Source organism: Pseudomonas sp. FG98 (genome assembly GCF_057808595.1).
This window is the reverse complement of sequence record NZ_JBMDIJ010000010.1, coordinates 100,685-112,280: the sequence shown is the minus strand read 5'-3', so window position 1 is coordinate 112,280 and position 11,596 is coordinate 100,685. Positions and strand designations below refer to the sequence as shown.

Genomic DNA, 11,596 nt, shown 5'->3' with positions numbered 1-11,596 from the left:
GTCGGACTCTTGTTCAGATTTTCGGCGGACCGGGATAACCGCAGGCGCCCCAGGAGGCGGGCAGGCTGTACCAGGCCATCAGCAGCAGTTGCAGCAGCGAGGCATGGCCCTGGCGCAGCAGGTTCAACGAGCTGTCACTCCAGCGCAGGAGAAAGGCTTCGATGCGCTGAGCGGATGCCTGCTCCCAACTGCCCCAGACGCCGGTCAGTGGGCCGCGGGTGAAGGGCAGGGCGAGCACGTCGAAGAGTTGCCGGGTCAGCTTGAGCATCTCCGGGGACAGGCTGGCCAGGGCTTCATCGAGGCGGGCGAGCACGGCCTCGACGGGGGCACTGGTCCCGGCCAGCACCACCGGCGTCACCGCCCGGAGCATGGGCAGGTCGCCGTCGCGCAGGATGCGAAAGCCGTTGGCTGGCGTCTCGGCGCTACAACCGACCAGGCTGGCGCCACCGAGAAACAGCGTGGCGCCGAGACTGAACTTGAGCAGGCCGCGGCGGTTCAGCGCGGCGGCTTCGGGCAGGCGTGTTGTCATTGTTGTGGGCCTGTGCAGCGATCAGCGGATAAAGAAGCGGTACACCAGTTGTTGCAGACGCTTGCCGTAGGGCGGGTAGATCAATCGCGCCAGGTTCAGCCGTTGCTTGGCCAGCACGCCCTTGGCCTGGCTGAATGTCTGGAAACCCTCGAAACCGTGGTAATGGCCCATGCCGGACGGGCCGACGCCGCCGAACGGCAGATCGTCCTGGGCCACGTGCAGCAAGGTGTCGTTGAGGCAGGCGCCGCCGGAATGGGTGTTGTCCAGCACCAGGCGCTGTTCGCCGCGCTCGTAGCCGAAGTAGTACAGGGCCAGCGGACGCGGGCGCTGGTTGATGTAGGCGATGGCGTCGTCGATCTGTTCGTAGGGCACCACCGGCAGCAGCGGGCCGAAGATTTCGTCCTGCATCACCTGCATGGCGTCGCCGACGTTCTCCAGGACCAGCGGTGGCAGGCGGCGGTCTGGCGGGGTTTCGTCCGGGTACAGGCTGGTGATCCGCGCGCCCTGGCGGCGGGCGTCGTCGAGATAGCCGTTGAGCCGGGCCAGGTGGCGCGGGCTGATGATCGCGGTGTAGTCGGGGTTGTCGGTGATCCGTGGATAAAAGCGCCGTACCGCCTCGCGGTAGGCATCGATGAAGCCGGGAATGCGTTCGCGCGGTACCAGCACGTAATCGGGGGCGACGCAGGTCTGACCGGCGTTGAGGGTCTTGCCGAAGGCGATGCGCTCGGCGGCATCGGCCAGGGGTACGCTGTTCGAGACGATGGCCGGGGATTTGCCGCCGAGTTCCAGGGTCACCGGGGTCAGGTTGTCGGCGGCGGCGCGCATCACCTTGCGGCCGATGCTGGTGGCGCCGGTAAACAGCAGGTGATCGAACGGCAGGCTGGAGAAGGCTTCGCCGACCTCGGCCTCGCCGAGGACCACGCAGACCATGTCGGTAGGGAACACCGACTCCAGCAGCGACTTGAGCAGTTGGCCGGTGGCCGGGGTGGTTTCGCTGAGCTTGAGCATCACCCGGTTGCCGGCGGCGAGGGCGCCGGTCAGCGGGCCGATGGCGAGGAACAGCGGGTAGTTCCACGGCACGATGACCCCGACCACGCCCAGCGGCTGGTACTGCACCCGTGCGCTGGCGGGCTGGAAGGCCAGGCCGACGCTGCGGCGCCTGGGTTTCATCCAGCGCGCCAGGTGTTTTTCCGCGTGGGCCAGGCCCTGGACGCTGGGCAGCAGTTCGGCGAGGCGGGTTTCATCGGCGCTGCGGCCGTTGAAATCCTGATCGATGGCAGCGGCCAGTTCGTCCTGGCGGGCGACCAGGGCCTGGCGCAGGGCCTTGAGCCACTGTCGGCGCTGGGCCAGAGGCGGCATGGGCAGGCGGTTGAAGGCGTCGCGCTGTGCGGCGAACAGGGTGTCGAGCCAGTCCAGCTGGGACATCGGGACCTCCATGATTTGTTGTTTCGGCTAGAGCATATACTCTAAACCTGATTTTGTATGGGCTTCCAAGGCCTCATCGCTGGCAAGCCAGCTCCCACAGGGATCCGCGGACCCTGTGGGAGCTGGCTTGCCAGCGATGAATCCCCCCACGACTCCCATGGATGCAACCCACCCCCCAACGCCGTAAGATCAAGCAATCATTTCAGGCTCATGTATTTGGAGCTGAGTCATGGCCCCGCGCATCAAGACCCGCGAGCGCATCGTGCAAAACAGCCTGGAGCTGTTCAACCAGCAGGGCGAACGCAGTGTCAGCACCAACCACATCGCTGCGCACATGGAGATTTCGCCGGGCAACCTGTACTACCACTTCGCCAACAAGCAGGAAATCATTGCCGAGTTGTTCAGTCAGTATGAGGAACAGGTGGAAAGTTTCCTGCATCCGCCCAAAGGCCGTCTGGCCACGGTCGAGGACAAGCGCTTCTACCTGAAGGCGATCCTCGCGGCGATGTGGAACTACCGTTTCCTGCACCGCGACCTGGAGCATCTGCTCGACAGCGACCCGGAGCTGGCCGCGCGCTACCGGCGGTTTTCCCAGCGCTGCCTGCTCAAGGGCCAGGCCATCTACGAAGGTTTCGTCGAGGCCGGGATCCTGGAGATGAATGCGGTGCAACTCGAGTCGCTGACCCTCAACACCTGGATCGTCCTGACTTCCTGGGTGCGCTTTCTCTGCACCACCCGGGAAAATTCCGCGCACCTGAGTGAAGAAGCCATCAAGCGTGGTGTCTACCAGGTACTGGTGCTGGAGCTTGGCTACCTCACCGCCACCGCCCGCCCGGCGGTGGACGCGCTGTGTGAAGAATTCTACGTACCGCTGCAGCAGGCGCTGGAGCAGTAGCGTGCCCTTTCAATCGATATGGAGACTGTCATGCCCCTCGCGCAACTGATTGCACCCCAGCAACTGGCGGAGCGCCTCGGCGACCCGAAGCTGGTGATTCTCGATTGTCGTTTTGCCCTGGAGGACGTTGACTACGGTCAGCGCAGCTACGCCGAGGGGCATATTGCCGGGGCGCACTTCGCCGATCTGGAGCGCGATCTCAGCGGGCCGGTGGTCAAGGGCGTGACCGGGCGCCATCCGCTGCCGCAGCCGGGGCGCCTGATCGAGCGCCTGCAGCAGTGGGGTATCAGCAACGACAGCGATATCGTGCTGTACGACGACGGTCCCGGCGCGTTCGCCGCCCGCGCCTGGTGGTTGCTGGCCTGGTTGGGCAAGCGCAGCGGGGTGTCGATCCTCGATGGCGGCCTCAAGGCCTGGCATGCCGCAGGCCTGCCGTTGAGCCTGGACCCGGCGGAGCGCCGTGAAGGCCATTTCAGCGGCAAGCCGGATCCGGCCCTGCTGGTCAGCGCCGAGAAACTGCGCGAGCGCCTTGGCGACCCGGCCCTGACCTTGCTCGATGCTCGCGCCCTGCCGCGTTTCCGCGGGGAAGTCGAGCCGATCGACCCGGTGGCCGGGCATATCCCCGGTGCGCAGTGCGCGGCGTTCACCGACAACCTTGGTACCGACGGGCGCTTCCTGTCGGCCGATCAGCTCAAGGCGCGTTTCCAGGCCTTGCTGGGTGAGCGCAAGCCGCAGGAACTGGTGGCCTATTGTGGTTCTGGCGTCACCGCCTGCCACAACCTGTTCGCCCTGAGCCTGGCCGGCTACCCACTGGCGCCGCTGTACGCCGGCTCGTGGAGCGAGTGGATCACCGACCCGCAGCGCCAGGTCGCGACTGGCGACTGATCAACCCTGCCGCGCCAGCCACTCGGGAATCCGCCGTTCCAGGTAGTAACCCGGCTGGCGCAGGCTGCCATCGACGAAGCCGACATGACCGCCATGGGCGTGCAGTTCCAGGGTGGTGCTACTCGCCAGCTCTCTTGCCTCGGGCAGGCTGTGGCTGAACACGAAGGGGTCGTCGCTGGACTGGATGATCAGGGTCGGCGTGCGGTTCTCGCCCAGGTAATAGCGGCTGGACGAGCGCTTGTAGTAGTCGTGGACATCGCTGAAACCGTTGAGCGGCGCGGTAAAGCGGTTATCGAAATCCCAGAAGGTGCGCAGGTTGGTTAAGGGGCCGAGGCGGGACAGGGTTTCCAGGCCTTCATGATGGCCGCGCTGGAGAAAGTCCTCCTGCTTGGTCTTCACATAGCTGACCATCGCCTTGATGAAGTGCGCCTGGTACACCCGGGAAAAGCCCTGGCCTATGCGGTCGGCGCACTGGTCCAGGCGAAATGGCACCGACACCGCCACGGCGCCCTGCAACTGGCTGGCCGACCCGGCTTCGCCCAGGTGCTTGAGCAGCACATTACCCCCCAGTGAATAGCCCACGGCATACAGCGGCGCCGCTGGCCGCTGCGCGCGCAGGTGGGCGACCACTTCCGCCAGGTCTTCGCTGGCGCCGGAGTGATAGCTGCGCGGCAGCAGGTTCGGCTCGCCGGAGCAGCCGCGCCAGTTCACCGCCACGCTGGCCCAGCCCCGCGCCTGCAAGGCATGTTGCAGGCCGAGCACGTAATGGGATGAGGACGAGCCGGTCAGCCCGTGCAGCACCAGGACCAGCGGTGTGTCGTTGCGATGCGGGCCACTCCAGTCAAGATCGAGAAAGTCGCCGTCGGCCAGCCACAAGCGTTCGCGCTGGTGATCCAGCGGTACCGATTTGCGCCAAAGGGGACCCCAGAGGGTTTGCAGGTGGGGATTGCGCAAGCCCGTTGCGGGCTTGAAGGAGGACTTGGACATCATGGCGTTACCTGGGAGTGCGCGGCAGCTCTAACCAGCAGTGTAAGTGCTGGTTGCAGCGGCTGCCGCGCCGTATGACGGACAGATGACGATCAGCCGCGTTCCCACAGTGCGTAATGCACCTGGCCGGCTTTCTTTTCCCGGTGCAGGCGCCAGTTGCCCGGCAGGTTCAGGGACGATGGCGCGCTTTCGCTCTCGATGTAGATCCACGAATGCGCGGCCAGCCAGCCGCCGTTTTCCAGCAGCTCGCAGGCTTGCGGGAGCAGGTCCTGGTGGAAGGGCGGATCGAGGAAGACCACGTCGAACTGTTGTTTCGCTTCACCTTGCAGGTAGCGCAGCACGTCGCTCTGCACCACCTGACCACGCGGGCAGCGCAGCACTTCGAGGTTGTTTCTCAGGCTGGAAATGGCCGCCGGGTTGCTGTCCACGGCAACGGCATCGCCGGCACCGCGGGACAGGGCTTCCAGGTACAGGGCGCCGCTGCCGGTGAAGGCATCCAGCACCTTGGCCCCTTCGATATAGGGCGCGAGCCAGTTGAACAGGGTTTCCCGCACCCGGTCCGGCGTCGGGCGCAGGCCGGGGGCGTCGGGGAAGCTCAGGCGACGGCTGCGCCATTCGCCGGCGATGATGCGCAACTGGCCTTGGCCCGCTTGCGGCTTGGATGGACTGGCCATTAATGCTCCGGTACACCGAGCGGCTGCTCGGCGGGTTTGGCGAGGGGCGGTGGCAGCGGCTGCTGCGGCACGGTCGGCCCTGCGGTAACGATCACCAGCTTGTCCGCGGACAGGTGGCGATTCAGCGCATCCCGGACCTGCTCGACGGTCAGTTCCTGGGATTGGCGCATGTAGTCTTCAAGGTAGGTCAGCGGCAGATTATAGAAGCCGATGGCCCCCAGTTGGCCAACGATGCTCGCATTGCTGGCGTTGGACAGCGGGAAGCTGCCGGCCAGTTCACGCTTGGCGTCGTCCAGCTCCTGCTGGGTCGGGCCGCTTTTCAGGTAGTCGCGCAGCAGGTCCTGGACCAGCTTCAGGGTGCCTTCGCTGAGTTCGGCACGGGTCTGCAGGTTGATCATGAACGGCCCGCGCGCCTGCATCGGCACGAAGGTGGAGTACACGCCGTAGGTCAGGCCGCGCTTCTCGCGGACTTCGCTCATCAGACGGGTACCGAAGGCACCACCGCCGAGAATCTGGTTGCCCAGGGACAGCGCGGCGTAGTCCGGGTCGTTGCGGTCGATGCCCAGTTGCGCCAGCAGCAGGTGGGTCTGCTTGGACGGGAAGTCGATATGGCTAGGGCCCGCCTTGGGCTCGATCGGTTGCTCGACTTTGGCCAGCGCCGGGCCTTTCGGCAGCGCGGCGGAAACCTGGGCGGCGATGGCTTCGGCGTCCTTGCGGCTGAGGTCGCCGACCAGGGCGATCACCGTGTTGCCGGCGGCATAGGCCTTGGCGTGGAAGGCGCGCAGCTGTTCGACGGTGATCGGCGGGATGCTCTCGGCGGTGCCGTCGGCCGGGTGACCATACGGGTGCTTGCCATACAGGCGTTCGAACAGTTGCAGGCTGGCCAGCTTGCCGGGGTTCTGCTTCTGGTATTCGAAGCCGGCGAGGATCTGGTTCTTGATCCGGGCCATGGCGTCGGCGGGGAAGGTCGGCTTGCCGACCACTTCGGCGAACAGTTTCAGCGCCGGCTCGCGCTTGTCGGCAACGCTCAGGCTGCGCAGCGAGGCCACTGCCATGTCGCGGTAGGCGCCGTTGCCGAAGTCCGCGCCGAGGCCCTCGAAGCCCTGGGCGATGGCGTTGACGTCCTTGCCGGCCACGCCTTCGTTGAGCATGGCGTTGGTCAGCGAGGCGACACCGGGCAGGTTGTCGTCATGGCTGCTGCCGGCGGCGAAGGTCAGGCGCAGGTCGAACATCGGCAGCTCGTGGGCCTCGACGAACAGCACGCGGGCGCCTTCGGCGGTGTTCCAGGTCTGGATGTTCAGGGTGCGGTGGCTTGGCGGCGCCTTGCCTTCCAGTTCGGCGAGGGACTGCAGGGTGTTGGCGGGCTTGGTCTCGGCGGCGTGCAGCGGGCCGACGAGGGCGAAGGCCAGGACAGTGGCAGCGAACAAGCGGGTGGACGGCAGGATCATTTCGCCGGCTCCTCGGGCAGTACATGGGCAACGCTCAGGCGTTCACGGGTGAAGTAGGTGCGCGCGGCGTTCTGGATATCCGCCGGGGTCACGCTCTTCAGTTCGTCCAGTTCGTTGTCGATCAGTTTCCACGACAGGCCGACGGTCTCCAGTTGGCCGATGGTGGTGGCCTGGCTGCTGATGGAGTCGCGGTCGTAGACCAGGCCGGCGATGACCTGGGCGCGCACGCGTTCCAGTTCCTCGGCGCTTGGCGGCGTGGTTTTCAGCTCATCCAGGAGTTTCCAGATACCGGCTTCCACTTCGGCCAGGGTCTTTTTCTTCTGGGTGTTCGGCGTGGCCGAGAGCACGAACAGGCTGTCGCCGCGGGCGAACGGGTCGTAGCGGCTGGAAGCGCCGGCCACCAGTTCTTCGCCGCGCTCCAGGCGGCTGGCCATGCGTGCGCTGTAGCCGCCGTCGAGCAGGGCGGAGATCAGGCGCAGGGCGTGGACTTCTCGCGGGTTCTTGGCGGTGGCCAGGCCCGGTACGTTGAAGCCGAAGATCAGGCTCGGCAACTGGGTGCGCACATGCACGGTGAGCTGGCGCAGGCCCGGCTCGGCCAGTTCCAGCGGCAGCTTGCTCGGTGGCAGGGTGCGTTTGGGGATCTTGGCGAACCAGCGTTCGGCCAGCTTGCGCACTTCGTCCACGGTGACGTCGCCTACTACCACCAGGGTGGCGTTGTTCGGTGCGTACCAGGATTCGTACCAGTGGCGCAGTTCCTCGACCTTCATGCGCTGCAGGTCGGCCATCCAGCCGATGGTCGGGGTGTGGTAGCCGCTGGCCGGGTAGGCCATCGCCTTGAACAGCTCGAAGGCCTTGGCGCCGGGGTTGTCGTCGGTGCGCAGGCGGCGCTCTTCCTTGATCACCTCGATTTCGCGGCTGAACTCGTCGGCCGGCAGGCGCAGGCTGGCCATGCGGTCGGCTTCGAGTTCCAGGGCGACGTTCAGGCGGTCGCGGGCCAGCACCTGGTAGTAGGCGGTGTAGTCGTCGCTGGTGAAGGCGTTTTCCTCGGCACCGAGGTCGCGCAGGATGCGCGAGGCCTCGCCGGGGCCGAGTTTCTCGCTGCCCTTGAACATCATGTGTTCGAGGGCGTGGGAGAGGCCGGTCTGGCCCGGGGTTTCATAGCTGGAGCCGACCTTGTACCAGACCTGGGACACCACCACCGGGGCGCGATGGTCTTCGCGCACGACCACTTTCAGGCCGTTGTCGAGGATGAATTCATGGGTGGGTTGCGGGTCGGCGGCGAAGGCCGCGAGGGGCATGCAGATCGTGCCGAGCAGCAGGCCAGCGGCACGGCGGGCTAGAGCATTCATCAATGATTCAACCTGTTGGGCTGCCCGCTTGGCCTTAGCGTCGGCGGGCTAGGAGGTGCTAGGATACTGATCCGGTTGCCTGGCGACCATGCCTGTCGAGGATGTCGCCGCAAAGGCTCCCCCGACAAAATAGACGACGCGCACGAACGAGCCGGCTTCAAAGGAGTCTGTTCTGCGTTACAAAAGAATTCCGAGTGCGCCGCACTGGCGCATCGCCACCCTGAGATAGCCGTCTTCCATGTTTGGTTCCAACGACGACAAAAAAACGCCGGGCGCGCCCGGTGAAAAGAAAGGCCTGTTCGGCTGGCTGCGCAAGAAGCCCCAGCAACCTGTTGTCGAACAGCCTGAAACCCAAGCCCCAGAGCCTTCCGAACCCGCGCCTGCGGTAGTCGTGGAAGCGCCGCTCGCCGTCGCCCCGCAGGTCGCTCCCGAGCCGGTAGCGCCGGTTGTTATCGAGCCGCCAGCTGCGCCGGTATCCAGCCTGGTCCTGCCGGTGCCGGAAGAGCCGGTTGCGCTGGTTCCGGACCTGGAACCAGTAGCGCCGCCGGCGATTCCCGAGCTGCCTGTCGCTGTCGCCCAACCTGCCGTCGAACCTGCCCCGGTGGTCGAGCCTGCGCCGATCGCTCCGGTTGTCGTGGCCGAGCCGGTCATTGCAGCTCCGGTTCCTGCCCCCGCCCCCGCCCCGGCTCCTGTCGAAGAGGCCAAGACCGGCTTCTTCGCCCGTCTCAAGCAAGGCCTGTCGAAGACCAGCGCCAGCATTGGCGAGGGCATGGCCAGCCTGTTCCTCGGCAAGAAGGCCATCGACGACGACCTGCTCGATGAAATCGAAACCCGCCTGCTGACCGCCGACGTCGGCGTAGAGGCTACTTCGCTGATCGTGCAGAACCTGACCCAGAAGGTCGCGCGCAAGCAACTGGCCGATGCCGACGCCTTGTACAAATCCCTGCAGGACGAGCTGGCCGGCCTGCTCAAGCCGGTCGAGCAGCCGCTGCGCATCCAGTCGCAGAACAAGCCGTTCGTGATCCTCGTGGTCGGCGTCAACGGTGCGGGCAAGACCACCACCATCGGCAAGCTGGCGAAGAAGCTCCAGCTCGAAGGCAAGAAGGTCATGCTGGCCGCCGGTGACACCTTCCGCGCAGCGGCGGTGGAGCAGTTGCAGGTGTGGGGCGAGCGCAATCACATCCCGGTCATCGCCCAGCACACCGGTGCCGATTCGGCCTCGGTGATCTTCGACGCCGTGCAGGCCGCCAAGGCCCGTGGCATCGATGTGCTGATCGCCGATACCGCCGGTCGCCTGCACACCAAGGACAACCTGATGGAAGAGCTGAAGAAGGTCCGTCGGGTCATCGGCAAGCTCGATGCTGATGCACCGCACGAGGTCCTGCTGGTCCTCGATGCCGGCACCGGCCAGAACGCCATCAACCAGGCCAAGCATTTCAACCAGAGCGTCGAACTGACCGGCCTGGCCCTGACCAAGCTGGACGGCACCGCCAAGGGCGGGGTGATCTTCGCCCTGGCCAAGCAGTTCGGCCTGCCCATTCGCTATATTGGCGTAGGGGAAGGGATCGACGATCTGCGTCCGTTCGAGGCGGAGCCCTTCGTTAAAGCACTGTTTGCCGAGCAGGAGCATCCATGATCCGATTCGAACAGGTCGCCAAGCGCTATCCGAATGGTCACGTTGGCCTGCATGAGCTGAGTTTTCGGGTGCGCCGGGGCGAATTTCTGTTCGTGACCGGTCACTCCGGGGCCGGCAAGAGCACCCTGCTGCGCCTGTTGCTGGCGATGGAACGACCGACCAGCGGCAAGCTGCTGCTGGCCGGGCAGGACCTGGGCCAGATCAGCAATGCGCAGATTCCGTTCCTGCGCCGGCAGATCGGTGTGGTGTTCCAGAACCACCAGTTGCTGTTCGATCGCACCGTGTTCAACAACGTCGCCTTGCCACTGCAGATCCTCGGCCTGTCCAAGGTCGAGATCGCCAAGCGGGTCGATTCGGCGCTGGAGCGCGTGGCCCTGTCGGACAAGGCCCAGTTGTTCCCCGGCGACCTGTCCACCGGCCAGCAGCAGCGCGTCGGTATTGCCCGCGCCATCGTCCATCGTCCGGCCCTGCTGCTGGCGGACGAACCTACCGGTAACCTCGACCCGCGCCTGGCTGCGGAGATCATGGGTGTTTTCGAAGATATCAACCGCCTGGGCACCAGCGTGCTGATCGCCAGCCACGACTTGGCCCTGATCGCGCGTATGCGCCATCGCATGCTGACGCTGCAGCGCGGTCGCCTGATCGGCGATGGGGAGGCCGGGCAATGAGTGCGACACGTAGTCCCAAAGTATCCGAGCGGGTGGCGCCGAAGGCCGCCGATCCGCAGCCAGAGAAGAAAAAGAAGGGCGGCGACGAAGACGACGGCCCGGATTTTCGCACCCTGCTGCACGCCTGGCTGGAAAGTCATCGCTCCAGCCTGATGGACAGCTTGCGCCGCCTGGGCAAGCAGCCGATCGGCAGTTTCTTCACCTGCCTGGTGATGGCAGTGGCCTTGAGCCTGCCCATGGGCTTGTCGCTGATCCTCAGCAATATCGAGCGCCTTGGTGGTTCGTGGCAGCGGGCCGCGCAGATTTCCGTGTACCTGAAGCTGGATGCCAGCGTCCGTGACGGTGAGGGGCTGCGCGATCAGATCAAGGCCTTGCCGGGCGTGGCTGATGCCGAATATGTCAGCCGCGAGCAGGCACTGAGCGAGTTCCAGCAACAGTCCGGTCTCGGCGAAGCACTGCGCGAACTGCCGGAAAACCCGCTGCCTGGCGTGGTGGTGGTGACCCCGGCCGAAGTCGACAAGCCGGCACTGGAGGCCTTGCGCCAGCGTTTGTCGGAGTTGCCACGGGTCGAGCAGGCCCAGCTCGACCTGGTCTGGGTCGAGCGTCTGGCGGCGATCCTCAAGCTGGGTGACCGTTTCGTCTTCGGCCTGACGGTGCTGCTGGTGTCGGCCCTGTTGCTGGTGATTGGTAACACGATACGTCTGCATATCGAGAACCGTCGCACCGAGATCGAAGTGATCAAGCTGGTTGGCGGTACCGACAGTTATGTGCGTCGCCCCTTCCTATATATGGGCGCGCTGTACGGTTTTGGTGCGGGGATCCTGTCCTGGGGAGTACTGGCGTTCGGCTTGAACTGGCTGAACGACGCGGTGGTCGACCTGTCAGGACTGTATGGCAGCGATTTCGCCCTGGCTGGCGTGCCCTCTGCCGATGGTCTGTCGCTCTTGCTTGGTGCAGTGCTGTTAGGGTATATCGGTGCATGGATCGCGGTGGCCCGTCACCTGAGTGAGCTGGCGCCACGATAGTGTCTTTTTGCTGGTATTGACTATGTTGGGTTTTTGGGGAACTTGTTTCGCGGTTCCCGGTCAATGTTGGCAGTG

The 11,596-nt window shown here is 65.3% G+C and carries 11 protein-coding genes; 5 read left to right on the top strand and 6 right to left on the bottom strand.

Features of this window, described 5'->3' with window-relative positions; all coding sequences use genetic code 11:
• Positions 1-13: 13 nt before the first annotated feature.
• Together ACODSK_RS10070 and ACODSK_RS10065 are read right to left on the bottom strand one after the other, a co-directional pair.
• Complete coding sequence (locus tag ACODSK_RS10070; protein ID WP_489015811.1) at positions 14-499, bottom strand: twin-arginine translocation pathway signal protein; 486 nt, start codon at positions 497-499, stop codon at positions 14-16.
• A gap of 51 nt (positions 500-550) precedes the next feature.
• Positions 551-1,966, bottom strand: coding sequence for a coniferyl aldehyde dehydrogenase (locus ACODSK_RS10065; protein WP_489015776.1), 1,416 nt, complete (start codon positions 1,964-1,966; stop codon positions 551-553).
• 217 nt (positions 1,967-2,183) lie between these two features.
• Here ACODSK_RS10065 and ACODSK_RS10060 point away from each other — a divergent pair, with 217 nt between their 5' ends.
• Both ACODSK_RS10060 and ACODSK_RS10055 read left to right on the top strand, forming a co-directional pair.
• On the top strand, positions 2,184-2,849 hold the full coding sequence (locus ACODSK_RS10060) for a TetR/AcrR family transcriptional regulator (RefSeq protein WP_489015774.1): 666 nt from the start codon (positions 2,184-2,186) through the stop codon (positions 2,847-2,849).
• A 30-nt stretch (positions 2,850-2,879) separates the two neighbouring features.
• Positions 2,880-3,734 (top strand): sulfurtransferase, encoded by an 855-nt coding sequence (locus ACODSK_RS10055; RefSeq protein ID WP_489015773.1) that lies wholly within the window; start codon positions 2,880-2,882, stop codon positions 3,732-3,734.
• Here the strand turns inward: ACODSK_RS10055 and ACODSK_RS10050 are convergent, their stop codons facing one another.
• The 4 genes from ACODSK_RS10050 to ACODSK_RS10035 form a co-directional block, all read right to left on the bottom strand.
• A complete protein-coding gene (locus ACODSK_RS10050; RefSeq protein ID WP_489015771.1) occupies positions 3,735-4,721 on the bottom strand; it encodes a hydrolase in 987 nt (328 codons plus the stop codon).
• Positions 4,722-4,813: 92 nt separating this feature from the next.
• Positions 4,814-5,395 carry a 16S rRNA (guanine(966)-N(2))-methyltransferase RsmD gene (gene rsmD, locus ACODSK_RS10045; protein WP_489015770.1) on the bottom strand — a complete coding sequence of 194 codons (582 nt, stop codon included), beginning with the start codon at positions 5,393-5,395 and terminating at the stop codon, positions 4,814-4,816.
• Positions 5,395-6,843 carry a M16 family metallopeptidase gene (locus ACODSK_RS10040; RefSeq protein WP_489015768.1) on the bottom strand — a complete coding sequence of 483 codons (1,449 nt, stop codon included), beginning with the start codon at positions 6,841-6,843 and terminating at the stop codon, positions 5,395-5,397. Before ACODSK_RS10040 ends, rsmD begins: the two co-directional genes overlap by 1 nt.
• Positions 6,840-8,192 carry a M16 family metallopeptidase gene (locus ACODSK_RS10035; RefSeq protein ID WP_489015767.1) on the bottom strand — a complete coding sequence of 451 codons (1,353 nt, stop codon included), beginning with the start codon at positions 8,190-8,192 and terminating at the stop codon, positions 6,840-6,842. Before ACODSK_RS10035 ends, ACODSK_RS10040 begins: the two co-directional genes overlap by 4 nt.
• Positions 8,193-8,430: 238 nt before the next feature.
• Here ACODSK_RS10035 and ftsY point away from each other — a divergent pair, with 238 nt between their 5' ends.
• Genes ftsY through ftsX form a run of 3 tightly spaced genes read left to right on the top strand, consistent with a single transcriptional unit; the run spans position 8,431 to position 11,521 of the window.
• On the top strand, positions 8,431-9,828 hold the full coding sequence (ftsY, locus tag ACODSK_RS10030) for a signal recognition particle-docking protein FtsY (protein ID WP_489015766.1): 1,398 nt from the start codon (positions 8,431-8,433) through the stop codon (positions 9,826-9,828).
• A complete protein-coding gene (gene ftsE, locus ACODSK_RS10025) occupies positions 9,825-10,496 on the top strand; it encodes a cell division ATP-binding protein FtsE (RefSeq protein ID WP_116551618.1) in 672 nt (223 codons plus the stop codon). Before ftsY ends, ftsE begins: the two co-directional genes overlap by 4 nt.
• A complete protein-coding gene (ftsX, locus tag ACODSK_RS10020) occupies positions 10,493-11,521 on the top strand; it encodes a permease-like cell division protein FtsX (protein WP_489015764.1) in 1,029 nt (342 codons plus the stop codon). Before ftsE ends, ftsX begins: the two co-directional genes overlap by 4 nt.
• The last annotated feature ends 75 nt before the right edge of the window (positions 11,522-11,596 follow it).